20 protein-coding genes and 3 tRNA genes are annotated in these 25,257 nt (G+C 58.2%); 12 read left to right on the top strand and 11 right to left on the bottom strand.

What is annotated here, in order from left to right; genetic code table 11:
• Window positions 1-256 precede the first annotated feature (256 nt).
• The 12 genes from ACXAD0_RS07985 to ACXAD0_RS07930 all read left to right on the top strand — a co-directional run bounded on the left by ACXAD0_RS07985 (window position 257) and on the right by ACXAD0_RS07930 (window position 9,047).
• The gene (locus ACXAD0_RS07985) at window positions 257-2,047 is read left to right on the top strand and encodes a tetratricopeptide repeat protein (protein WP_475087842.1); all 1,791 of its coding nucleotides are present in this window, start codon (window positions 257-259) and stop codon (window positions 2,045-2,047) included.
• The gene (gene lolB / locus ACXAD0_RS07980; protein WP_475087841.1) at window positions 2,031-2,759 is read left to right on the top strand and encodes a lipoprotein insertase outer membrane protein LolB; all 729 of its coding nucleotides are present in this window, start codon (window positions 2,031-2,033) and stop codon (window positions 2,757-2,759) included. The genes ACXAD0_RS07985 and lolB overlap by 17 nt, the downstream gene beginning before the upstream one ends.
• Before the next feature lie 100 nt (window positions 2,760-2,859).
• A complete protein-coding gene (gene ispE / locus ACXAD0_RS07975) occupies window positions 2,860-3,744 on the top strand; it encodes a 4-(cytidine 5'-diphospho)-2-C-methyl-D-erythritol kinase (RefSeq protein ID WP_475087840.1) in 885 nt (294 codons plus the stop codon).
• Window positions 3,745-3,791: 47 nt separating this feature from the next.
• A tRNA-Gln gene (locus tag ACXAD0_RS07970) sits at window positions 3,792-3,867 on the top strand.
• A gap of 110 nt (window positions 3,868-3,977) precedes the next feature.
• A complete protein-coding gene (locus tag ACXAD0_RS07965; RefSeq protein ID WP_475087839.1) occupies window positions 3,978-4,133 on the top strand; it encodes a hypothetical protein in 156 nt (51 codons plus the stop codon).
• 51 nt (window positions 4,134-4,184) lie between these two features.
• Window positions 4,185-5,117: a ribose-phosphate pyrophosphokinase gene (locus ACXAD0_RS07960; protein WP_475090339.1), complete on the top strand. Its 933-nt coding sequence runs from the start codon at window positions 4,185-4,187 to the stop codon at window positions 5,115-5,117.
• A gap of 231 nt (window positions 5,118-5,348) precedes the next feature.
• On the top strand, window positions 5,349-5,987 hold the full coding sequence (locus ACXAD0_RS07955) for a 50S ribosomal protein L25/general stress protein Ctc (protein ID WP_475087838.1): 639 nt from the start codon (window positions 5,349-5,351) through the stop codon (window positions 5,985-5,987).
• Window positions 5,988-5,992: 5 nt separating this feature from the next.
• The gene (gene pth / locus ACXAD0_RS07950; RefSeq protein ID WP_475087837.1) at window positions 5,993-6,592 is read left to right on the top strand and encodes an aminoacyl-tRNA hydrolase; all 600 of its coding nucleotides are present in this window, start codon (window positions 5,993-5,995) and stop codon (window positions 6,590-6,592) included.
• An 82-nt stretch (window positions 6,593-6,674) separates the two neighbouring features.
• The gene (ychF, locus tag ACXAD0_RS07945; protein ID WP_475087836.1) at window positions 6,675-7,766 is read left to right on the top strand and encodes a redox-regulated ATPase YchF; all 1,092 of its coding nucleotides are present in this window, start codon (window positions 6,675-6,677) and stop codon (window positions 7,764-7,766) included.
• Between the two features lie 73 nt (window positions 7,767-7,839).
• The gene (locus ACXAD0_RS07940; RefSeq protein ID WP_475087835.1) at window positions 7,840-8,754 is read left to right on the top strand and encodes a DMT family transporter; all 915 of its coding nucleotides are present in this window, start codon (window positions 7,840-7,842) and stop codon (window positions 8,752-8,754) included.
• A gap of 130 nt (window positions 8,755-8,884) precedes the next feature.
• Window positions 8,885-8,961 (top strand) — tRNA-Met (locus tag ACXAD0_RS07935).
• Between the two features lie 10 nt (window positions 8,962-8,971).
• Window positions 8,972-9,047, top strand: a tRNA-Gln gene (locus tag ACXAD0_RS07930).
• A 195-nt stretch (window positions 9,048-9,242) separates the two neighbouring features.
• On the opposite strand, the gene ACXAD0_RS07925 is transcribed toward ACXAD0_RS07930, so the two are convergent.
• The 11 genes from ACXAD0_RS07925 to edd form a co-directional block, all read right to left on the bottom strand.
• Window positions 9,243-10,298: a sulfite exporter TauE/SafE family protein gene (locus ACXAD0_RS07925; RefSeq protein WP_475087834.1), complete on the bottom strand. Its 1,056-nt coding sequence runs from the start codon at window positions 10,296-10,298 to the stop codon at window positions 9,243-9,245.
• Between the two features lie 80 nt (window positions 10,299-10,378).
• The gene (locus ACXAD0_RS07920) at window positions 10,379-11,095 is read right to left on the bottom strand and encodes a SapC family protein (protein ID WP_475087833.1); all 717 of its coding nucleotides are present in this window, start codon (window positions 11,093-11,095) and stop codon (window positions 10,379-10,381) included.
• Between the two features lie 249 nt (window positions 11,096-11,344).
• Complete coding sequence (locus ACXAD0_RS07915) at window positions 11,345-12,055, bottom strand: DUF6445 family protein (protein ID WP_475087832.1); 711 nt, start codon at window positions 12,053-12,055, stop codon at window positions 11,345-11,347.
• Window positions 12,056-13,582, bottom strand: a complete 1,527-nt coding sequence (locus ACXAD0_RS07910) for a tryptophan halogenase family protein (RefSeq protein ID WP_475087831.1) — start codon at window positions 13,580-13,582, stop codon at window positions 12,056-12,058. It lies immediately after the preceding gene.
• A 64-nt stretch (window positions 13,583-13,646) separates the two neighbouring features.
• Window positions 13,647-16,301: a TonB-dependent receptor gene (locus ACXAD0_RS07905; protein WP_475087830.1), complete on the bottom strand. Its 2,655-nt coding sequence runs from the start codon at window positions 16,299-16,301 to the stop codon at window positions 13,647-13,649.
• Window positions 16,302-16,772: 471 nt separating this feature from the next.
• Window positions 16,773-18,206 (bottom strand): pyruvate kinase, encoded by a 1,434-nt coding sequence (gene pyk / locus ACXAD0_RS07900; RefSeq protein ID WP_475087829.1) that lies wholly within the window; start codon window positions 18,204-18,206, stop codon window positions 16,773-16,775.
• Window positions 18,207-18,288: 82 nt separating this feature from the next.
• Window positions 18,289-19,302 (bottom strand): type I glyceraldehyde-3-phosphate dehydrogenase, encoded by a 1,014-nt coding sequence (gene gap, locus ACXAD0_RS07895; protein ID WP_475087828.1) that lies wholly within the window; start codon window positions 19,300-19,302, stop codon window positions 18,289-18,291.
• A 99-nt stretch (window positions 19,303-19,401) separates the two neighbouring features.
• Entirely contained in the window at window positions 19,402-20,031 is a 630-nt protein-coding gene (locus ACXAD0_RS07890) for a bifunctional 4-hydroxy-2-oxoglutarate aldolase/2-dehydro-3-deoxy-phosphogluconate aldolase (RefSeq protein WP_475087827.1), read from the bottom strand.
• Between the two features lie 63 nt (window positions 20,032-20,094).
• Entirely contained in the window at window positions 20,095-20,808 is a 714-nt protein-coding gene (pgl, locus tag ACXAD0_RS07885; RefSeq protein WP_475087826.1) for a 6-phosphogluconolactonase, read from the bottom strand.
• Between the two features lie 68 nt (window positions 20,809-20,876).
• The gene (zwf, locus tag ACXAD0_RS07880; RefSeq protein WP_475087825.1) at window positions 20,877-22,334 is read right to left on the bottom strand and encodes a glucose-6-phosphate dehydrogenase; all 1,458 of its coding nucleotides are present in this window, start codon (window positions 22,332-22,334) and stop codon (window positions 20,877-20,879) included.
• A gap of 36 nt (window positions 22,335-22,370) precedes the next feature.
• Window positions 22,371-24,188: a phosphogluconate dehydratase gene (gene edd, locus ACXAD0_RS07875; protein ID WP_475087824.1), complete on the bottom strand. Its 1,818-nt coding sequence runs from the start codon at window positions 24,186-24,188 to the stop codon at window positions 22,371-22,373.
• Between the last annotated feature and the right edge of the window lie 1,069 nt (window positions 24,189-25,257).

Here is a 25,257-nt window from a genome sequence, read left to right as displayed (position 1 = left end):
GGGCAAAATACCGCCGCAACGGCTCCCCGCAGACAAATCGCGACTAGAATTATACGGCTATAAACGCTCTAAAAGAGCCAGCTTGCCGTTCGCCGGCGCGCTGCAACAGTACGGATACACCCCTATGCCCTTTCCGCGCCTCATCGCCCGCTCCGGCCACTGCGGGGTTAGCCCTGCCCCACAACGCACTCCTGATCAAAATCTAGCCACAGCCCAGCCACTCTTCCGGCCTGAGCGGCGCACCAAAGGACATGGATTGGGCTTTCGCCAGCCGCTGCTGACCGCACTGGCCTGCGCCCTGCTCACCGCCTGCAGCCAATCCCCGACTGTCGACCAAAATGGGAGCGCGGTCAGCACCACCGGCACAACCGCCACCGCGGCCGCGGCCGCCCCGGCGGCGTCAGCGAATGCCGACGAAATCGCGGCATCTGAGGTGCGCGCCTTTCCCATCGACACCTTTTACACGCTGCTGGTGGCCGAAGTTGCGGGCAACCGCGAGCAATATGACGTCGCCCTGGCCAACTATTTCCATCAGGCCCAGCGCACACAGGATGCCGGCGTGGCAGCGCGGGCGACCCGCATTGCACGCTATCTGAACGCGCGCCGGGCCGCACTGCGCTCCGCGACCCTGTGGGCACAGCTCGAGCCCGATAACACTGAGGCCCGACTTGCCGCGGCAGCAGAGCTCACCCTGGCGGGCAATCTTGAACCCGCATTACTGCATGCCGAGGAGGCGCTCGCCCAGGGCGGAGATGCACCGCTGCAGTCACTGGCGGCGACGGCGGTCTCCAACCCCGAACTGGTAGAAAAAGTCGCGCCAACGTTTGCGCGCCTGTCCGCTCAGTACCCAAACAATCCGGAAGTGAGCCTGGCACACGCCATGATGCTGCGCGCGCAAAAGGACTACGACCAGGCACTGGCCATCACCTTGCGCGTGCAGGAGCGGAACCCCAACTTCCTTGATGCACCCTTGCTGCAGGCCCACCTGCTGGTGGACCAGGGCCGCCGCAAGGAGGCCGTCAAATTGCTGGAGGGCCTGGTCAGGGTCTATCCCCGTGAAAGTCGCGCCCGCCTGCAATACGCGCGACTGCTGGTGCGCGAGGACCTGGCACTGGCCGAGGAGCAGTTCGGCAAACTGGTCGAACAACGTCCCGAGGACGGCAACATCCTCCTGTCTCTGGCACTCATTCGCTATGAAACGGGCAAGCTGGACGAGGCCCACAACCTCCTGCAAAAACTACTGGTGCTGAAACAACACGAATCTGCCGCGCATTTTTATCTGGCGGGTATTGCCGACAAGCGCGACGAACCGGCAGAGGCAATCCGCCACTACCGCCAGGTAAAGCCCGGTAATGACTATGTCTCGGCGATTACCAAGGGCACCGAACTAATGGCGAAATCCGGCCTCACAGCAGAAGGCCGGGACTGGTTCGCCGAACTGCGCAAAAGACATCCGGATCAGACCGTACATTTTTATGTGGTTGAAGCAGACCTGCTGCGCAAACAGCAACAACCGGAAGCGGCCCTCGAGCTACTCAATCAGGCACTGGCCGAGAAACCCGACAACGGACGCCTGCTCTACAGCCACGCCCTGATCAGCGACCGGCTCGGCAACGCCGAGGATTTTGAGCGGGATCTGCGCAAGTTACTCGCCCGCGATCCGGAAAATCCCACCCTGCTCAACACCCTGGGTTACAAACTGACGGAGTACGACGACCGGCTCGACGAAGCCTACGAGCTGATCAAAAAGGCCATTGCGCTGCGCCCCGACGACCCGGCGATTATCGACAGCATGGGCTGGGTAGAGTACCGTCGCGGTAACTATGACGAGGCCGTCACCTTATTGCAGCAGGCTCTGGAAAAGTTGCCCGATCACGAAATCGCAGCCCACCTCGGTGAGGTACTGTGGATGCAGGGACAACGCGAGCAGGCCGTTCAAGTCTGGCAACAGGGCCTCGAGCTAAACCCACAAAGTGAAATTATTCCCGCCGCCATGGAGCGGCTGCGTATCAACGAATCACTGGAGCAACATGTTTCTGATAACTGATCGGGTCGTACAAACGCTGCGACCGAGCCTGATCGCGTCTCTGGCAGCCCTGCTGTTGAGTGCCTGTGCAAGCCAGAAACCTCAACAGCCAGAGCCGCAGCAACCAATGCCCCAGCAGCAATCCGAGTACCCGTCGGAACAGCAGCCCGATCAACCCGGCCAACAGCAGGGACAGCAGCAATACCCAGAAACCCCAACGCCTATTCGTCCCGAGAAAACCGTTGAGCAACTCCAGCGCTGGACCATCAACGGCAAGCTCGGTGTGCGCTCGCCCAAGGAAAATGGCAGCGCGAACCTGAACTGGCAGCAAAATTCCGCTTCCAATTACAACATTCGCCTCACCGGCCCGTTGGGAGCGGGTGCCACCGTAATTAGCGGGACCAGCGCCGGGGCCACCCTGCAACGCGGAGATAAACCTCCGATGCAGGCTGCGAATCCGGCCGACCTGACAATGGAAACCCTGGGCTGGCCGTTGCCGGTAGCGGAAATGTTCTACTGGGTGCGGGGGTTACCGGCCCCGGGTAGCGTCCTCGAGCAGCGCAATGCGGCCGGGCAACTGCAGGGACTGGAGCAGTCTGGCTGGCGACTGGAATTTAGTGGCTATAAAGCGGTCAGCGGATTTCAATTGCCCACACGAATCAAGGCGTTCACGCATCAGGCCGCAGGCCCGGTTAGCGTCACATTAGTCATTAAGCAGTGGCAACCTCGATAACGGTTCCCCGGTTAATGACGGCAGTAGGCGACTGAGCAAACGGGTTGTACGTGACCGCGCCCAACCCGTTATCATTGCGCTTTTGCAACCAGCGCACCCCATGTCCCTGCAGCTCCCCGCCCCCGCCAAACTCAACCTGATCCTGCGTATCACCGGCCAGCGCGCCGACGGCTACCACGAGCTGCAAACACTCTTCCAGCTACTGGACTTTGGCGACCAGCTAACCTTCGCATTGCGCGACGACGACCATGTCCTGGTGGACATGGACGGCCCGCAAATTCCCCTTGAGGAGAATCTCGTTTACCGCGCCGCACGCTTGCTGCAGGAAGCCACCGGCTGTACACAGGGAGCCAGCATCCAGTTACACAAGCAACTGCCGGCCGGAGGCGGAATCGGCGGCGGCAGCAGTGATGCAGCGACGACGTTGCTGGCCCTGAATTATTTGTGGCAACTCGACCTGTCGCTGGATGAGCTCGCCCGAATCGGTGCCGGACTCGGTGCGGATATACCGGTTTTCGTGCGCGGCCAAACCGCCTGGGCCGAGGGAATTGGCGAGTGCCTGACCCCGGTGATCACCGAACCGCGTTTCTATCTGGTGATTGCGCCGGACACGCCCGTCAGCACTGCGGAAATATTCCAGCACCCGGGTTTGACAAGAGATTCCGCCGCAATTACATTAGCGCCCCGTCGCGATAGGCGCCTGGATAACGACTGGCTGGAACAACATTCCGGCAACGATTGCCAGGCTCTGGTAGAGTCTCTCTACCCGGAAGTTGCTGCAGCCCTCTCCTGGCTCAGGCAATTTGCCAGCGCACAGTTAACCGGGACCGGGGGCTGCGTATTTGCCCCATTCGACACCGTCGAAGAGGCCCGTCAGGTACTGGCGCAACTACCCGCAAAGTGGCGGGGCTTTGTCGCCTGTGGCGTGCAGGAATCTCCAGCACACACACAGTTGGCGAATCTGGCAGCGGACTCCAACCAATAGCTCTGCTATTGTGTTCGCAACCAGACGGACATCGCACACAGAATTACTGGGGTGTAGCCAAGTTGGTAAGGCAGCGGGTTTTGATCCCGTCATGCGCAGGTTCGAGTCCTGCCACCCCAGCCATTTTTATTCTCACCCGGGATATTCCCGCGCGGCGAGAACACGGGCCAAAATGTTGTATTGGCCTTTTCCAGACGAATCAAGCGGTTGCTTTGCGGAAGATCAACAACAGCATGCAATCAGTCTCCCTCACGCCCAGCCCTGTAACTACCGACGTTGAGCTGCCTTCGATGGGCAAGCTGGTGGTTTCGGCTGTTCGTGCCTGCAAGCCGCTCCCCCAGAACAGTATGCGCGAGCCACTCCTTGAGGCCGACGCCTACAATCTATAACCAGAAACCAGCAACCCTACAGAGAGAAAGGTATTCCCAGTGGCAGACTTAATGGTCTTTACCGGCACGGCCAACCCGGAACTGGCACAGAAACTTGTCGATCACATGGCAATTCCCCTGGGTGAAGCGACCGTAAAGCGCTTCTCCGACGGCGAGATCGCAGTGGAAATCACCGACAATGTCCGCGGTCGTGACGTATTTGTTGTCCAGTCCACCTGCCAACCCACCAACCGCAACCTGATGGAACTCATCCTGCTGGTTGATGCATTGCGCCGCGCCTCTGCCGGCCGCATCACGGCGGTCGTACCTTACTTCGGCTACGCGCGCCAGGATCGCCGAGTCCGCTCCCAGCGCGTCCCGATTTCCGCAAAAGTGGTTGCGGACATGATGGTCAGCGTCGGCATTGACCGCGTATTGACCGTCGACCTGCACGCCGAGCAGATCCAGGGCTTCTTCGATGTGCCGGTGGACAACGTATACGGCTCCTCCGTACTCCTCGACGATATCGAGCGCCAGAGCTACGAAGACCTGGTTGTGGTCTCCCCGGATATCGGCGGTGTGGTTCGCGCCCGCGCTGTCGCCAAGAGCCTGGACTGCGAGCTGGCGATCATCGATAAACGTCGCCCCGCGGCCAATGTGGCGGAAGTGATGAACATCATCGGTGAAGTCAGCGGCCGCACCTGCCTGCTGGTCGACGACATGGTGGATACCGCCGGCACCCTGTGCAACGCTGCCAACGCGCTGAAAGAACATGGCGCCAAGAAGGTCGTGGCTTACTGTACCCATCCGGTCCTGTCTGGCGCCGCCATCGAAAACCTGAACAATTCCGTTCTGGACGAGCTGGTCGTCACCGACTCCATCCCGCTGGGCGACAAGATGAAGCTGGCCCCCAAAATCCGCCAACTGACCCTGTCTGCCATGCTGGCCGAATCCGTTCGCCGGATCAGCAACGAAGAGTCCCTCTCGGCAATGTTCCGTTCCTGAGAAACCAGCCCGAGAAACCGCCAGTCAGCCCAGTTGTGCGGGCCCGGGGCCCGCACAACTATCCGCCCGGCCCCTCTGGCGCTACCGCGCCGTTTACCTTAGAATACGCGCCCGCCCGGCACCGTCCGGGCGTTTACTATTGGGTCAATGGCCTCGGCCTGCCCAATGCAATACAACGCCAGAGCGGTCCGGTCGCAGGTCGCCCTGGGCAGACAACCAGAGGTTTATCCAATGTCTGATTTTAAACTGAACGCAAACGTCCGTAGCGACGAAGGGAAAGGTGCGAGCCGCCGCCTGCGTCGCCTCGAAGGCCGTGTACCGGCTGTTATTTACGGCGGCAAAGCGGAAGCTTCCTCTATCTCCCTGCTGAGCAAGGACCTGTTCAAGGCCCTGGAAAGCGAAGCTTTCTTCTCCTCCGTGGTCACCCTGGATGTGGAAGGCAAGGAAGAGCAGGTGATCCTGCGCGACCTGCAGCGTCACCCGGCCAAGCCGATCCTGCTGCACGCTGACTTCCAGCGCGTATCTGCCAACACCAAGGTACACGTGAAAGTGCCGCTGCACTTCCTGAACGAAGAGTCCTGCCAGGGCGTCAAGGCGGGCGGTATCGTCTCCCACACCCTGACCGAGCTGGACATCACTGCGCCGGCCTCCAAGCTGCCCGAGTTCATCGAAGTGGACCTGGCGGACCTGGAGCTGGACGGCAACGTTCACATCTCCGACATCAAACTGCCGTCTGGTGTTGAGTCTGTAGCGCTGAGCCACGGTGCGGACCACGACCTCGTTGTCGCTTCCGTACACAAGCCGCGCGGCGCCGTAGAAGCGGACGCTGAAGCTGCTGCCGAAGGCGAAGGCGAAGGCGACGCTGAGTAAGTCCGTTGTCCAAGGCACCGGATACACCAATCCAGTTGATCGTGGGCCTCGGTAACCCGGGCCCCGAATACGACCGGACACGTCACAATGCCGGTGCCGACTTCGTGACCGAGCTGGCGCGCCGCCATGGCGCCCAGCTTGCCAACGATAGCAAGTACAAGGGCCTTTCCGGCCGGGTACGCGTTGGTGGCCAGGAGATCCGCCTCCTGATTCCCACCACCTACATGAATCGCAGTGGACAGTCTGTCGCGCCGCTGGCGAACTTCTTCAAGATTCCCCCGCAAGCCATTCTGGTCGCTCACGACGAGCTCGACCTGCCTCCGGGTACCGCACGCCTCAAATCTGGCGGCGGCCACGGCGGCCACAACGGCCTGCGAGATATTATTTCGTCCCTGGGCAACAACCGCGACTTCATGCGCCTGCGCCTCGGGATCGGCCATCCGGGCAATGCTCGCGAAGTGGTCAACTTTGTCCTGCAGCGCGCACCGCGCAGTGAGCAGGATCAGCTGGCAGACGCTATTGAGCGCTCCATTGACGCTCTGCCCACCGCCGCTTCCGGCGACTGGGGCGCCGCCATGAAAGACCTGCACACCAGCGGCAAGTAACCCGCGTCAGGTCCCACCAAACCAACATCAGCGAGGGCGCAGCCAGCCTGCTTGCCCAGACGAAGCACACAGGAACCAGACCATGGGTTTTACTTGCGGTATTGTCGGACTGCCCAACGTCGGCAAATCCACCCTGTTCAACGCCCTGACCAAGGCGGGCATTGATGCAGAAAACTTCCCTTTCTGTACGATCGAGCCCAATGCCGGCGTCGTACCGGTACCGGATGCACGCCTCGACAAACTGGCGGAAATCGTAAAGCCGGAAAAAGTCATCCCCACCACCATGGAATTTACCGACATTGCGGGCCTGGTGGCTGGCGCCTCCAAAGGGGAAGGCCTGGGTAACAAGTTCCTTGCCAACATTCGCGAGACCGATGCCATCGCGCATGTCGTCCGCTGCTTCGAAGATGACAACGTCATCCACGTCGCCAATCAGGTGCATCCCGCCGCAGATATCGAAATCATCAATACCGAGCTGGCTCTGGCAGACCTGGACACCGTCGAGCGCGCCCTGCAGCGCTTTACCCGCGCCGCCAAGGGGCAGGACAAGCACGCCATCAAGATGAAGGCTCTGCTGGAAAAAATCCTGCCACACCTGAACGAGGCCAAGCCCCTGCGTTCCTTCGGCCTGAGCGATGACGAGCTGGCCGATCTGCAGGAGCTCAGCCTGTTGACCGTCAAGCCCACCATGTATATCGCCAACGTGGACGAAGACGGCTTCGAAAACAATCCACACCTGGATGCCGTAGCGGCCATCGCCGCAGAAGAAAATGCGGTACTGGTGCCCATCTGCAACAAGCTCGAGGCGGAAATCGCCGAGCTGGATGACGATGAAAAGAGCGAGTTTCTCGAAGAGCTGGGCATGGAAGAGCCAGGCCTTAACCGCGTCATTCGTGCGGGATACCAGTTGCTGGGCCTCCACACGTACTTCACCGCGGGCGTGAAGGAAGTGCGCGCCTGGACCATCCCGCTGGGCGCAACCGCTCCCCAAGGCGCCGGCAAAATCCACACGGATTTTGAGAAGGGCTTTATCCGCGCAGAAGTCGTCAGCTACAGCGACTATGTGGAGCACAACGGTGAGAGCGGCGCCAAAGAAGCCGGTAAATGGCGCCTGGAAGGTAAAGACTATGTTGTCGCAGACGGCGACGTGATTCACTTCCGCTTCAACGTCTGATCTGCTGCGCCGCCGGAGCTCCCCGGTGGCGCCCTCCTCCCTATTCGTACGCCCCTGACGGGAACAACCTGCCATGCCGCAATACAACTGGCGCCTGGGCCTCTCCATGGCCCTGGTCACGACCCTGATGTGGGCTCTGCTCCCCATTGCACTGAAGGGGCTGCTCAGCGACATATCGCCCACGACCGCCACCTGGTACCGGTTTCTTGGCGCAATGATCGTCGCCGGGGGCTACTACGGCTGGAAAAACCGCCTGGATCTGAAAAGCCTGTTCACCGGCGGGATCGCCTCGATGACCGTTCTGGGCGTGATCGGCCTGCTGGGGAATTACCTCGCCTATGCGAAGGGACTGCAGTTCATTACCCCTGGCGCCGTACAGGTACTGATTCAGCTGGCCCCTTTGCTTCTGCTGGTTGCCAGTGTCGTCTGGCTGGGGGAGCAATTTTCTCCGCGCCAGTGGGCGGGCGTCGCCATGGTCGTCGTCGGCCTCCTGCTGTTCTTCAACCAGCGCCTGCCCGAGCTCCTCAGCGGCGCAGACCCGCAATATCTCCTCGGCGTTGGCCTCACCATCCTCGCCGCGGTGGGCTGGGCGGTTTACGGCTTCTACCAGAAGAAGATTCTCATGCACGCCTCGCCACAGGATCTGCTGGTGCTGATCTACATCGTCGGCACCATCGTGTTCCTGCCCGGCGCAGAGCCAATGAGCGTCAAGGGGCTGGACAGCCTGGGCTGGGTTCTGCTGGCATTTGTCACCTTGAATACCCTGATTGCCTACGGCGCATTTACCAAGGCACTTGCCTGCTGGGAGGCCTCCCGGGTCAGCGCCACTCTCGCCCTGGTGCCATTGCTGACCCTGTTGATCAGCAGCCTGATCGGCGCCATCTGGCCCGATTACATTGCAGTGGAACCCCTGAACTGGATCAGCTGGCTCGGCGCAATAATCGTCGTGTGCGGCTCGCTGTTCGCCGCCATTGGCCGCAGCCGCTGATCTGCCAGCAGCTTTTTTGAGCGACGGCCCGGTAGTCACTAACTTGTTGAAAAGACAACAAAAAAAGGGGTTGACAGTCCCGGGCCATCGACTGATAATGCGCGCCCTCGGACACACCGAGACGTGCAGTGGCAAGGTAGCTCAGCTGGTTAGAGCGCAGCACTCATAATGCTGAGGTCGGGAGTTCAAGTCTCCCCCTTGCTACCACTTTCCTTACTGGGGTATAGCCAAGTTGGTAAGGCAGCGGGTTTTGATCCCGTCATGCGTAGGTTCGAGTCCTACTACCCCAGCCATATTCGGCAGCTCAAGCTGCCAACAAAAAAAGGAGCCTTACGGCTCCTTTTTTTGTGTCTCCATTCCCGGTCATGATCCAACTGCTCGCGCACGACAGCAGCGCACACCAAGCGCCACCGGGCTGACACCCCAACAGAGGATCGGTCACATTCACGAGACAGTGAGAAGGGATAGCCGCAGCGGGGAAGACCAGGTTACTGCGCATCCATGGCGAGAGTTTCCGTGGCCATCGCCGGCATACCCGCTGCCTGCACCGCCACCCGACGCGCCTCTCTGCGCAGGCCGAGATAGCGCAGCCACTCAAAGCCGGCCAGACACAGCAGCACAGCCATCAGCGCCAGCAGTACACCGCTGACGCCCAGAGTCTGCCGCTCTGCCACACAGGTCCAGACAAACTGCACCACACACAGGAAGGACACCACCAGCAGCGTGGGACGGCGACCGATCAGGCCAACCACAAAGACGCCCAGCGGCGCGCCCAGCGCGACGATAGGGGCAGCCGCCAACCAGTTGCCGAACACACCAGGCTGCCAGTCACCAGCCGCCGTTTTCACCAACACGCCAACCACAGAGGCAAACGCCATAATGACCACCGAGGTGGGAATAGCCACCTTGAGATCCACCCGCGTCAGCAGGACCAGTGCCGCGTAGATCACCATATCAACGCCGACTCCGGTTACCGCGACCGCGCTAAAACCGGCTACGGCACCCAGCAACAACCCCACGCGGAAATCGACAGGACAGTTCGGGTCACCCTTGTGGTCTTGCGCGGTAATTTCCCGCAGTCGATACAGATGCAGAATGCCGAAGCTGCCCCACAGCACAGCGAACACCAGCTTCACCCACAATTCAGGCACGATCGGCGCGAACAGCAGGATACCCAGCGGCGTCGCCATCAGAACCCCCAGCAGGGAACCCCGCAGCATCGACCACGCCAACACCTGGCGGCGACAGAAGATAAATATACTGGCACTCACCATGCCAATGGACTGCACCGCAAAACTGAAGTCGCGCCCCAGACTCGCAGGCATATCAAATAGCAGTACCAGCACGGGAAAACCCACGGTACCGCCGCCCATGGGCGTAGAGCCAGCCGCATAGCTACCGACGGCCATGGAAACCGCCATCGGCCAGTGTTCAGAGACCAGATGCCACAGATCATTACCAGCCACCAGCAACAGCCAGCCGGTATAAAAAACAGCCAGAAAGCTAAGCCAGGGCAGCAGGCGACGGAGCGCGGAGATAGACATCTGAAATAAGGAGAGACTCGGGGTGAGCGCGCCGCAAACGATCGCCCTCACCCCACCGACCATCGTGGCCGGAACAACCCTTACTGGGTTGCGCGCATCTTGGCCAGCTTGGTGAACTGATGCAGGGAAGTCAGCTGAGCGTACAGCGGCGGCAGGAAGCCACGCTTGCGGAAGTCCGCAAAGTCTTCTTCGCTCAGCTCGTTGAGCTTCTTCTCGTCAACGATGTACATACCGCTCAGGTTGATCTTTTCTTCACCGGCGTTGATGGTGACGGCCTGCTGGGTCAGCAGTTCCTTCTCAGCCAGAACCTTTACAAAGGCACGGGTCATCTGGTCGCTCTCGAGGAACGCGACCAGGCTTTCCTTCTTCGCCTTCAGGTAATCAGACTCTTCGCCTTCTTCAGTGAACAGGGCCGCACCCTCGTCGTCGCTGACCAGCGGGCTGTCTTCCATGATGCCGACAACCAGCTGATCGCTGTCTTTACCGGCCGGAGCCAGAACGAACGGATGGTTGCGAATGCTGGCCGGCATGTACACGCCCTGCCACTTCTCTTCGTTCAGGAACAGGTTTTCACCCACTTTGAGGCCCAGCAGCGCAACGGCCTGGAATTCACCATTGTCTGTATTCTTGACAAAAACGATAGGGTATTCCGCACTCAGGCGAGCAATCTCGTGCGCAGTAACCGGCACCATGTGCGCGCCCTTCACGTGATCGAAGCCACCCAGCTCACGGATTTTCTTGCCGCCGTGGGCTTCTTTAGTCAGGGGAACGATCTTGGGAGTTTGGTTCTCGGACATACAACACCATCAGGTTCGTTGGTTATTCTTAAAAGTGATGGGACAGTATATTTTTAGCGGGGCAAAAGGGAAGCATTTACCGCCGATTTTCCAGGATTTATTCAATCCCCTCCCAAAGCCCGTCAATTACGGCCAGCACCAACACGGTCTGAGCGGTCAACCGGGCCGACATAGGGTACCAATCCGCCAAAACAGCCCATTTACGCCCCGTCAGCGGGAACGTGCAGCAAGTTGCACCCCACCTGTCCCTCAGGAATAACCGATAAAGACGTTCGCCGTTAACCTGCCAGTAACCGGGTTGAGACTAATACTGTGCTCCCCGCCCAGATTGGCGCTATGCAGGAAGCCTCCGCGGTAGACCACCAGACGGTTGTACCGCGCCGGCACGTAACCAATTCTCGTAAAGAGCGTATCGGACCCTGAAAAGTAGCGTTTTGGCAGGCGGCGGCTATTGAACTCCTCGTAACAGCGATCCAGGTACTGCTCGCACCGCTCGGGGGTGATCATCTCAAACCCTGTGCTGTTGTGGCGATAAAAACCGGTACCACCATGCGCCTCATCACACAGGTACAGCAACACCGCGTAGAAACCGGGATCGCTGGCATCGAAGTGGGGGACACGTTGCAGCGGCCCAAGCTCCGGCTCAGGGACCGAAATCAGGTTGAGTGCCTCCTGATAGGTGGTCAGCGTCGACTCTGCCGCAACACCAAACCGCTCGCGCAACAGGGGGTCAATATGCTGCCTGACCAGATCACCATAGGCAGACGGTGCCGCCGCCCTTACACCGGGATAGCCTTTTTTCTCGACGGCGATCGGGTAGGGGGTAAACTGCACCGACTGCGCAAACGCCACCAGCGCCCCGGGCTCCTGCAGAAAATCATCAACAATGAGCACCCGACTCTTGTCATCGCCCAACTCTTGCAGCTGGGCGTTACCCAGCGCAGATTCGTTCACGCGCACTTATGATCTCCTTGCCAATTGACGCTGCAGCTCTGTCAGCCAGGCCCTGTGCGACATCAGCTCGCCGGCCATACCTGCAGACCGCTTGCCCAGCTCATCGAGAATTTTCTCGGCATGCTGCCCTTCTCTTTCGCCAATAAAAACCGGGCGCGTTTGGTACTGCATACCGTAGAGAACAAACAAATGGTTCTCGATACCAAAAATATCAAAGGCACTGAAAAAATCAGACTTTCGCGGAACTGTTACCGCCCAACGTGCCAGCCTCTCTGTGAGCACGTCTGAGCGCGGAGCCTGCTCGGTGCAGTCAACCCAGAACGCCGTATCCCGCCGGTCAGAAATGCAATAATGCAGCTGAACAAAATCAATCACCCGTTCCCAGGTGTACTCGACCGCCTTGTTGTAATAGTCGGACAACAGGGCAACATCGCTCATTTCCCTGGGGAAACTCCGTGCCAGCAGACTGGCGGAGAAATCCGTGACCAGAATCGAGGTTGCCTCAAGCGGCTCAACAAACCCCTGGGCCAAACCCAGCGATACGCAGTTTTTCTTCCAGAAGTCGCGGCGGTAACCGATCTTCATGGGGATCTTGCGCAACTGGTCAGCATTCACTTCGCGACCGAGGTAGCCAGAGAACTCGGCTGCCGCCGCATCCTCACCCATATGGTTGCTCGAATAGACAAAGCCCAGTCCGCGGCGATTCGTCAGTGGGATATCCCAGATCCAGCCAGCCGAATGTGCATGCGCCGTGGTATAGGGCTGAATTTCTTCACTCGGCTCGGTCGGCTCCTGCAACACCAGTGCAGTATCGGTGAGAATCTGATCCGACTTGTCGACAAACGGAACCTCCAGCGCCCCGCCCATCAGCACCCCATGGAAACCCGAACAATCGATATAGAAATCAAATGACTCTTCTTCTCCCGTGGCGTACACAAGAGAACGAATATTCCCGTGGCGATCCAGCAGCGTCCGATCCACGGTTGCAAACTTGTGCCCGACCCCAAAACGCTTTTTCGCATTGGTGGCGAGCAATTCCGAAAACTTTCCGGCATTAAAATGGTAGGCATAATCCACCGCCCCCAGATAAGGGCGCGATGACTTGAGCTTGGGGCAGCGGTTGGATTCGGCTACATCATAAATTTCGGAAAGCCGGGAAAACTCCGCAGGATTCTGTGCACCCAGCCAGTAATCGGTCACGTCAAATCCGTCCGGATAAGGCGAGCTGAACGGGTGGTAGTAAAAATTTTTGTCCGGATTTCCCGCTCCCGACATCCAGTTGGAAAACTTGATACCCGTTTTGAAGGTCGTATCGCAACTGGCGAGCAAGTCGACTTCCGATATGCCGAACTTGTTCAGGGTTTCCTTGATCTTCGGGACCGTGCCCTCCCCCACGCCGATAACCGGCACATCCGGGGATTCGATCAGGGTAATTTCGATATCCGGATCGCGGCCAAGCTCAACACCGAGATGGTTCGCTGCCATCCAGCCTGCTGTGCCACCACCGACAATCGCAATTTTTCTAATTTTCAAGTTCACTTACCTCCGGACAAAAAAAAGCCCAGCAATACGCTGGGCTTTTTCTTAACTCATGATCTTAGAACTTGTAGCTGGCACCGAACTGGTACACAGCTTCGCCTTCAAATGACCATGCGGGGAACCCTTCCTGCAGGGATCCTTTCACACCAGTAGCCGAGCTTTCAACGCCAGCCGCACCGTACTGGATATCGTCTTCTTTCAGCAGGTTTACTGCTTCAAAAGTCACATCCAGGTTTTCGGTAACGTACCAGTTGGCACTCAGGTCGAGGGAACCAAAGTCGTCGTGCATACGGTTACCGTACCAGAAACCACCATCACGCACCATGTACTCGGAGCGATAGTTGTATGCGGTCCGAACGGAGAACATGTCATTCTCCCAGTAACCCACTACGTTGTACGCATGCTCGGAAGACTCGGTGAACAGCGTCAGCTGATCAGCGTAGGAGTCTTTCGGCGCTTCGGCGTCGGTATAGGTGTAGTTAGCCGCAAAACCGAAACCGTTGTCGAACGCGTGCTGCCACTGCAGCTCGAGGCCGGTGATGTCAGCGCCGCCAGCGTTTTCCAGGGTTTCAACAGCCCAGCTGTCACCACCGTCAGGATCCACCAGACCGATAGACTGGTCGGTAACGATGCGAGAAGTCACGAAGTCGTCGATAGACTTCACGAACAGGGTGGCAGAAACCAGGTTGCCTTCGCCGTAGTAGTACTCGGCCGCAAAGTCAGCCACAGTGGCCTTCATCGGCAACAGACCTTCACTACCCAGACGTGCGGTCTGGTTGAACGCATTGGTATCGTCGTAACCAGAGTAAGTCACCAGCATGTCGTCGTAGCTCGGGCGAGTGATCGCCTGAGAGACAGATGCGCGCAGAATCACATCGTCAGACAGGTCGTACACAACGTTTACGCTCGGCAGAACGTCGCTGTAGTCTGCAGTGTGGTCAGTCAGGGAGTAGCTGTAACCGTTGTTACGCGGCAAATCGCCAGCTGCCAGCGCAGAGCCGTCCAGCTCATACTGGGTACGGGTCACGTCGGTGGAGATATAACGCAGACCAAAGTTACCGCGGATGTCGCCAGACTCGAAAGTGAACATACCGTACAGCGCAGTGTTCTCTTCGCTCAGGTCAGAGTAACCGGCACGGGCTTCTACCCACTCATCGATGCTCGCCTTGGTGGCAGCAACCATGGCACCGAGGTTCGGTTTGGGCGCAGTAAAGCCGTTGGAACCGACTTCAAACAGACCGCCGTAGACGGAAGAGGTATCAACAACAACGGGATTGGTTACCACACCGCGGTAAGCGCGACGGTTCACTTCGTGGTCAGTCCAGCGTACGCCGGTCTTGAACGAGGTCAGGATGCCAGCATCGAGATCGAACTCAACATCCATCTGCGCGTAGACTTCTTCGTCCTGCGCAGGGCCGCTACCCACAGCCCAACCTTGCGGAGAGGTGGTATCGGCGAAGTCAGCCAGAGTCAGGCTCGGATCCATGGTCGGATTGATCTTGATCTGGTTGCCGGTGGCATCAATAGAACCTTCCCACAGGGACATGGTGTCACCCAGGCTCGGGAAGTGCTGGAAGTTGGTGGTGAAATCTGTACCACCTTCTGCCTTGGTAGAACCTACGCTACCGCTTACGCGATAGCCGTCGCCTTCGTAGTCGCCGCTGAAGTCGAACGTATCAGAGCTCATCGCAGAACGACGACCCCAGGTCTGAATAAAGGTCTCATTACCCAGGGCGCCACCGGCCCAACCGATTTCCAGGTCACCGAACTGAGAATTCTCGGTAGTGCTGGAAGTACACAGGCCCGCAGCGTTGGTGCTGTGACAAGTCAGGCCACCGTTATCAAACAGGGAGAACAGGTACAGGCTGGTGTTGGTGTTGTCTGCCTTCAGGTCCAGGGACATGGAGTGCAGAGTGAAGGACAGGGATTCTGACGGCGCATACTGCAGGGTCAGATCCAGTGCAGTGCGCTCACGATCCTGCAGGAAAGTAGTCGGTGCAACATCGCCCCACCAGCGGTAATCAGATTCAGTACCGCGACGTACGTATTCGCTGTCTTCACTGGCAGCCGCAACGAGAACACCGAAGGTTTCCTCGTCGTTCTTCCAGCTGTAAAGGCCGGACACTTCCGGAGACAGCTCATCGCTGATGGAACCGAATTTTGCCTTGGTACCCAGGAACGCAGTGTTGGCGTCCATGTCCAGAGGCTTGCGAGTGTTGACGATAACCGTACCGCCAATACCGCCTTCATTCAGGTCAGCCTGCGAGGACTTGTATACCTCGATACCGCCAATCAGTTCGGCTGGCAGCAGGGAGTAGTTGAAGCTGCGGTCTACCGGGATCTGGTCGAACCAGCCGGTGGAAGCAACGTTCTGACCGTTCAGCTGGGTCAGCGTCATCTGCGGCGCTGCGCCGCGAATGGACACGGAAGCACCCTGACCGAAAGCACGGCCGACGGTAATGCCCGGGATACGACCCAGAGCTTCACCCACGTCGGAGTCCGGGAACTTACCCACGTCTTCCGCAGAAACGGCGTCAACCAGGGCAGTCGCATCACGCTTGATGTTGACCGCGTCCTGCAGAGCACCGCGAATACCGGTTACAGAGACTTCCTCGAGAGCTTCACCAGACTGGGCAATAGCCAGCGGAGCCATCAGGCCGCCACTAAGTACCGCCGCACTGATAGACAGAGCGAGTTGATTGCGCTTAAGCATCGATTTCCCCTTCCTTGCTTTTTATATGAAGGTTGTAAGTAATTTTTTTGTTTCACCTTGTACCGCCAAATGATAGCGCTGTCATTCAGTTTTATGATAGCGCTGTCATTCTCGATGATCGAAGATACACAGGATTCCCCGGAATTGCTACCGCCTTTGCCGTAAAAAACACTCGGTGCGGGCGATTGGTTGGGCTCCCATCGGCCGCGCCCATTATCAAAATCTTTACAATTCAATCAGTTAGGCAACAGTGGAGGCAACACTGCGGGAGGTGCGGAAGTTCAGGGGCACGACGCCCTCGTCCCGAATTAACCAGCCAGAATGCTAGAGAGTGATCAATAAGCAGTCAAATGTGAGAGACAAGTGAGAGGAAGGTGAGAGACAGGCAGGAGACAGCCGAGAAAAAGAAGCGAAAGAACGGGAAAAAGACCCCCACCCCGCTGCGGGATGGGAGCCAATAACCGTCGGGCGTTACTCGATTTCTTTGATACGCATTGAGCTGGTCATACCACCGACATTGAGACGCTCGCCCTGAGTAATCAGAACACGCTGCCCCTTTTGCAGATCGATTCGGGCGCCGAGCACCTCGATGATCGACTCGGTCAGGTGGCCCAGTGGCACCGCGGCAGGATCAAAATCCACCGGCTCTACGCCACGCAGCAATACCAGCTGACGGGCAACCGCCGGGTGGCGAGTCAGTGCGTAAATGGGCAATCGCGCCGTTCGCGACATCATACGTGGCGTACGTCCGGACTCGGTGAGCGCGGCAACGGCACACAGGTTCTCGACGCGGGACGCCACATCAATCGCGGCCTGGGCAATCACGGTATCAATACGTTCAGCAGAGGCCTGGGCAGAAGACACGTGGGGCACAGTGTCGAGATACTGCTCGGCACCGATGATCACTTCGCTCATGGATTCCACTGCCGCGACCGGGAAATCGCCGGCCGCCGTTTCCGCGGAGAGCATGACGGCGTCGGTACCGTCCAGCACCGCGTTTGCCACGTCCATCACTTCCGCACGGGTTGGCGTGGGGCTGGTGATCATGGATTCCATCATCTGGGTGGCCGTAATCACACCACGATTCAATGCATTTGCGCGATTGATCAGCTTCTTCTGCACACCAATCAGCGCAGCATCACCAATCTCGACACCCAGGTCTCCGCGCGCAACCATAATCGCATCGGAAGCCCGAATCAGATCGTCCATTTGCTGGTCATCGCCAACGGCTTCCGCGCGCTCGACCTTTGCCACGATGGCAGCACTGCCACCGGCCTTTTTCAGGGCCGCACGGGCCGTTTCCAGGTCCTCGGCACAACGGGGAAAGCTCACAGCCAGGAAATCCACTTCCAGCTCTGCTGCCAGCTCGATATCCCGATAATCTTTTTCCGTCAGTGCCGGCGCAGACAGACCGCCGCCCAACAGGTTGATACCCTTGTTGTTCGACAGTTTGCCGCCCTGCAGCACACGACAGTACAGCTTGGTCGGGGAAGTGCCGGTCACTTCCAGTCGAATCTTGCCATCATCCAGCAGCAGAATATTGCCAGGGCGACAGTCTTCAATCAGAGAAGGATAATCGACACCAACCCGCTGCTGATCGCCACCTTCCGGGGGACAATCCGCATCCAGGGTGAACTCACTGTTGTTCTCCAGCCAGATACTGCCCTCAGCAAAGCGGGCGATACGGATCTTTGGCCCCTGCAAATCGCCGAGCACCGCGACAAGCTTGTTCTGCGCGGCAGCAGCTTCGCGCACCGCATTAACACGATTGCGATGATCGTCTGCGCTGCCATGGGAAAAGTTCAGGCGAACAACGTTCACGCCTGCACGAACCATTTCCTCAATAACGTGGGGCTTGTCGGTACCCGGGCCAAGGGTGGCAACAATTTTGGTATGTCGAATCATAAGGACCAGTCATTTAATTTTTTGTTGGACTGGGGCGCCCTGCGCCCCAAAACTCTCTGTCGTCGCACTTTGCCGGCAATGATCAACCCAGCTGCAGGGTCTCTGCCATTGCCAGACTGGTATCGAGCATACGGTGGGAGAAGCCCCACTCGTTGTCATACCAGGCCATCACCTTGACCAGGTTGCCGTTCACGCGGGTGTGATTGGCATCAAAGTGGCTCGATGCGGTTGTGTGGTTGAAGTCCACGGAAACCAGCGGCTGGTCACAGTAAGTCAACACACCACCACTCGCATCGGCGGCCTTGCGCATAATTTCATTCACTTCTTCTGCAGTGGTGTCGCGACCGGCAATAAACTGGCAGTCCACCAGGGAGACATTGTTGACCGGTACACGAACCGCCATACCGTCCAGGCGTCCCTTCAGCTCCGGCAATACCAGGCCAACAGCGGCTGCTGCACCGGTTTTGGTCGGGATCATATTGTCGGCCGCAGCGCGGGCACGATAGATATCCGCGTGTACCGCGTCCTGGGTATTCTGGTCATTGGTGTAGGCGTGCACCGTGGTCATGAAGCCACGCTCGATACCCAGCTCTGCGTGCAACGCGCGCGCAACCGGCGCCAGGCAGTTGGTGGTACAGGAAGCGTTGGATACCACAGTGTGATCCGCTGCAAGCTTGTCATGGTTTACGCCGTAGACGACGGTCAGGTCGGCATCCTTGGACGGTGCGGAAATCAATACCGCCCTGGCACCGGCCTGAATGTGCGCGGAAGCCGCTTCCTTGCCGGTAAAGCGGCCGGTACATTCCAGCACCAGATCAACGCCCAGGGCTTCCCAGGGCAACTGGGCCGGATCGCGTTCCTGACACACCTTGATGCGGTCGCCGCCGATAATCAGCTCTTCGGAGTCAACAGCCACCGGGGTGTTGAAACGACCGTGAATGGTATCGAAGCGGGTCAGGTGTGCATTGGCCTCCACCGGTGCCAGGTCATTGATCGCAACCAGCTGAACACGATCATTGTAGCCGGACTCATAGATCGCTCGGGTGACATTGCGGCCAATACGACCGTAACCGTTAATGGCAATTCGCAGTTTCATTACACTAGCCTCGATTATTTGCAGTTATTTTGTAAAAGTTCGCCGCTCTTGAACGGCACTCTTAAAGGAAATTTCACTCAGGTTTTTGGCTCGTAAGCCTTACTTGCTCAACGCAGCCGCTTCGCGCGCCAGACGGGTAACCTCATCCCAGTTACCTTCTTTCAGCAGCGCCGGCGATGCCATCCAGGACCCGCCCACGCAAACGACGTTTGGCAGAGACAGGTATTCGTTGGCATTGGCAGGGCTCACACCGCCCGTCGGGCAGAACTTCACGTCCCCGATTGGGCCACCGATGGACTTGAGCATCGGCACACCACCCGCCGCCTGGGCCGGGAAGAATTTCTGATAGCGATAACCACGCTCATACAAACGCATCACTTCAGAGGGGCTCGCAGCGCCCGGCAGCAGCGGTACGGAGAAGTCTTCAGCGGCATCCAGCAACGCCTCTGTAGCGCCAGGGCTCACCATAAAGGTCGCACCTGCGTCGACAGAACGACGCAGGTCATCCGCATTCAATACCGTTCCAGTACCGACATGCGCATCCGGCAAGTGACGGGCAATTTCTTCGACAGCACCAAGAGCGGCTTCGGTACGCAGAGTAACCTCCAGTACATTCAAACCGCCCTCAACCAGCGCCCTGGCCAGCGGCAGAGCCTCTGCCACATCGTTAATCACCAGTACGGGGACGACTCCCGCCTGCGCCAGCACTTCACCCAATTTTTCTTGCATTACTCAATTCCGATTTTTTAACTTTCTTTGGTTAAACAATACTTTTCGACAGTAGTCGGCCGCTCAGGGAGCCCAGTAAACAGTGACTGGCTTAAGTCCCTGTTTGAGAATCGCGCGCACCGGCATTTCCAGCTCATCGCTTCCCAGCAGTGCTTCTCGATAGACACGCAGCTTTTCCTCACCGGTAATCAGCAGCTTGATATCACGCGCCTTCAAAATGGCCGACAAACTCAGCGTCATACGCTGCACGTGGCTGCCAGTGACTTCACTTTGATTGGCGGTGATTGCGCGACACAATTCTGAGGACTCCGGATCGAGCGCCGCTTCCAGGCCTTCCGCAAACGGAAACAGAGAAGCGGTATGCCCATCACCACCCATACCCAACACACAGATATCAAACGGCTGCGGCAGCTCTTCATAGGCGCGCTCGCAATCCACCTGCCCTTCCGCCGGTGTTGCTGCGCCATTTTTCATCCCGAGGAACGGCGCATCGGCTGCACAATTCTGTAGCAGGCTTTTCTCGATGAACGTGTGATTACTACCGCTTTCACCGGGGTTGACCCAGCGCTCATCAACCAGAGCCACATTAATTTTTTCCCAGGGCAGCGGGCGTTTGGAGAGCTCGCGATACACAGGTTCCGGAGTGCTACCGCCGGAAACCAGGAACGTCGCGCGACCGTTGTCCCGGATACCTGCCTGCAGGATGCTGGCGCACTCGGTGGCCAGAGCCAGGGTCAGGCGCTCGCGATCGGGAAAAAACTTTTCTTCAACCATCATGGATTTAGACTCAGTCCTGTTAAACGGGTGCATTCAGCACCCGAAATACTTTCCAGCCTCACGGCTTGTTATGGGTTAAACCAGTGTCGGCCATCCCGCTCCAACAATTCATTGGAAGCCTGCGGCCCCCAGCTGCCAGCGCGGTATAGCTGCGGCTGGCTATTGGTATCCCGCCAGTGATCAATAATGGAATCCACCCATGCCCAGGCCGCGGCTACCTCCTCGCGGTGGATAAACAGCGCTGAATTGTTGGCAGCGGCATCCAGCATCAGACGCTTGTAAGCATCACTGCGGAAACTGTCGTAGGTGTCAGACAGAGTCAGGTTCAGCTCAACCGGCTGCAGCTCCATGCTGAGGCTATCCATCTTCTTGGCCATCAATACCAGCTTGATGCTCTCTTCCGGCTGCAGGCGAATCACCAGGCGATTGGGCAGCACCTGTCCAGCAGACTCCTCATACACCTTGTGGGAAACATCCTTGTACTGAATTACGATTTCCGCGCAGCGTTTTTCCATTCGCTTGCCCGTGCGCAGATAGAACGGCACACCGGCCCAACGCCAGTTGTCGATATGCGCGCGGATCGCGACGAACGTTTCCGTATTACTTGCCGGTTCCTTGAGCTCTTCCAGATAGCCGGGCACCAGGTCATCGCCAAGGCCACCGGCAACGTACTGCCCACGCACGGTATCGCGATCGACACCCTCACCCTCCAGCGGTCGCAACGCCTCGAGGACCTTGATCTTCTCCATGCGAATATTTTTCGCCGACATGCTGTTGGGCGATTCCATCGCGATCAGGCAAAGCAGCTGCAGCAGGTGGTTCTGCACCATGTCCCGCAGCGCACCGGTTTCATCGTAGAAGCCCGCGCGCCCCTCGAGGCCCACGGTTTCCGAGATACTGATCTGAATGTGATCGATCACACTGGCATCCCAGAGGTGCTCGAACAGCACGTTACTGAAACGCAGTGCCAAGAGGTTCTGGACCGTTTCCTTACCCAGGTAGTGGTCGATACGGAAGATATGCTGCTCAGGGAAATAGGACGCAATCTTGCCGTTGATCTCATCCGAGGTCTTCGCGTTGTAACCCAGCGGTTTTTCCACCACGACACGGGACTGCTCATGGATCAACCCCTTGATCGAGAGGTTTTCGCAGCAGGGACCGAATACAGCCGGTGGAATCGCCAGGTAGAACAGGCGTACGCGTTCTGTATCGCCACCCAGGACATCAATCAGCTTGTCCCACTGATCATCTGGTGTGGCGATATCCAGTGCCAGCGCGTGCAAGCGCTTGCTGAAAGACTTCCAGTTAGCCTCACTGTATTCGCCATCGCGCAGATAGGTCTTCAGCGCATTGTGGGCAATATCGAGATACTTTTCTGCGTCTTCATCGCGACGACAGATAGGCAGAATGCGGCTCTCGTCGTGGAGGCCGCCTTCAATGTGGGCGCGGTACAGCGCCGGAATCAGCTTGCGCAGGGCAAGGTCGCCAACCCCGCCGAACAACACCATATCAAAAGGATTAATCATAATTTTTGCTCTGCAATCCCGTGATTATTTCGCCACTCAGTACAGAATACTGGCGCCACTCTCCGCACCGCTCGCCAGGGCGCGCAGGTTTTTAAACAACTCACGGCCCATACCACGGCCATTTTCGCTGAGGTCTGCAGTTGCAGCTTCACGAGCTTCGAACTCTGCTTCATCAACGAGTACGCGTAGCACACCCGCTTCAGCATCCAGTTCGATCATGTCGCCTTCGCGTACTTTCGCGATGGCGCCACCATCCAGTGCTTCCGGCGCCATATGGATCGCTGCCGGCACCTTGCCCGACGCACCGGACATACGGCCATCGGTAACCAGCGCCACCTTGAAACCACGATCCTGCAGCACACCCAGGGTCGGGGTCAGTTTGTGCAGCTCCGGCATACCATTGGCTTTCGGCCCCTGGAAACGCACAACGGCGACAAAGTCGCGTTCCAGCTCTCCGGCCTTGAATTTATCCAACAGCGCGTCCTGGCTATGCAGAACAATGGCCGGCGCGGTGACCTTGTGCTGTTCGGGCTTCAGCGCTGACACCTTGATCACGCTGCGTCCCATATTGCCTTCCAGCAACTGAAGGCCGCCGTGACTGGAGAAAGGATCGGAAGCGGGACGAATAATCGACGTGTCACCGCTCTCTTCCGTAGTCGGCTTCCACACCACACTCGCCTTGTCCTCGCCAAGGAACGGATCCTGGCAATAGGGCTCCAGGCCGGAATCGCCCATCACGGTGTGCACATCACTGTGCAGCAGGCCCGCACCCACCAGTTCCTTGATCAGGTACTGCATACCGCCCGCGGCGGCGAACTGGTTGATATCTGCCGTGCCGTTCGGATACACGTGGCACAACAGCGGAATCACTTCAGAAAGCTCCGCCATATCCTGCCAGGTAATCTGAATACCCGCGGCGCGCGCCATGGCAATCAGGTGCAGGGTATGGTTGGTGGAACCGCCGGTCGCCAGCAGGCCAACAATGCCGTTCACGAATACTTTTTCCGTCAGGATTTTCGCGATCGGGGTGTAACTACTTGGCTCGGAAATTTTTACCAGCTGGCTGACAGCCGCCTCATTCAGTGCCTGGCGCAACTCGGTGGCCGGATTCACAAAAGAACTGCCCGGCAGCTGCAGGCCCATGATTTCAACCAGCATCTGGTTGCTGTTGGCGGTACCGTAGAATGTACAGGTGCCCGGGCTGTGGTAAGAGGCACACTCTGCTTCGAGCAACTCTTTACGACCGACTTTGCCTTCGGCGTAGAGCTGACGCACACGCACTTTTTCGGCGTTCGCCAGCCCCGTGGGCATCGGACCCGCCGGAATGAACATTGCCGGCAGGTGGCCAAACGACAGCGCACCAATGACCAGGCCCGGAACGATCTTGTCGCAGATACCGAGGTACATACTGCCGTCGAACACATCGTGGGACAGAGACACTGCGGTGGACATCGCGATAACGTCGCGGGAGAACAGGCTCAACTCCATACCTGCACGGCCCTGCGTGACACCGTCACACATTGCCGGCACGCCGCCCGCAACCTGCGCGGTCGCGCCGTTGCGCGCCGCAGCTTCTTTCAACATTTCAGGATAAGTGCCGTAAGGCTGGTGAGCCGACAGCATGTCGTTGTAGGCGGTCACGATCGCCAGGTTGGGTCCACGACCGGTAGCGATCAGGTCTTTTTCATGCGCGGGGGAAGCCGCAATGGCGTGGGCGAGATTTCCGCAGGACAAGTGACTACTGGCAGGGCCGTCAATATGGGCCTGCTCAATCTGGGCCAGATACTCTGCGCGAGTCTCCGCGCTGCGCTCAATAATGCGCTCGGTAACTGCCTGTACCTTGCTGTGTACCATAGTTATCCTATCTTTTATTGCCGGTTTTCAGGGTGCTTGCCTTCCCTTACTGAGAAAACCGGTTGTCGCTTTCTATTTTTGCCAGCGGTTCTGCGCCAGCTTTTAATAATGTCGCGCACTCTGTGTTGCGCGATCGTTACCACTTCACTGTGGTTGTAGTGCCGCCATCCCCTTTTTACCCGGCACCGGGGCAACTTCTCGGGAAAACAGATTGCGTACTCTCGCCACCCAAGAGCATCAGTTGCTCTTTTTTGCTCCCGCTCCCCTTTTTACTTCCAGAGACCGGAAAACCGAGGCAACGGGAATCTCACCGATATCAAAGGCCAATTAGCACTTTCCCCGATCAAGGAAGGGCCCGGGCCCCAACGGCAATCTGCCCCCGGCATCGCACGAAGACTCTTACGGCCATCCTGCAACGGCGCTATTATGTAGTAAAACTACAAAACGATTCAAGCGCGCGGACCACTTAACGCAGCGCACGTGACCGAGCGCGCATTTCTGCCGGCGATCCCGCCAGGCGGCGGCCCCGAAAGCGGATGCGTCGGGGTGCCCTGCGAACATCAGGATCGCCTCTGATACGGCCGCCACAACCCCTGCCCTTGCCATCAGCCACCAACAGTAACTTCTAAGAAAGTGACATGAAATTGCAGCCAATTTCCAGTTTTTGCTGAAAACTAGCAACATAAGGAGATTGAAGGGGCGATGACCGATGGACGCTCAACCGGGGGCCGGCGACGGACACGACGACGCGCCAAACGAACAGAAATCACGGTGTCAGGTTAGCGCCAACGGGAAAGATGGGTGCCCGATGACCGACAATATTCCGGTACCTGCAGCGCCAATGCGGGCAATCGGGCGCTACTTTGGCGACACTGGAGAACCCGGAGTCAGCCTGGTTTTTTTGTAGTTATACTTCACACGACACACAGGGTCGCCTGCCTGGACCTGGGAACTGCGCATTTAGGGTCCCTCTGAGCCTCGCGAGCGAGCACCTACTTACGCTACCGGCAGCGAATTCCCAGTCATTTCTGCTAAGATGGCGGACTGAGCAACAGCGCGGACAAAACCG

Source organism: Microbulbifer sp. ABF4_148, assembly GCF_056158985.1.
This window is presented reverse-complemented; position numbering and strand designations above follow the sequence as displayed.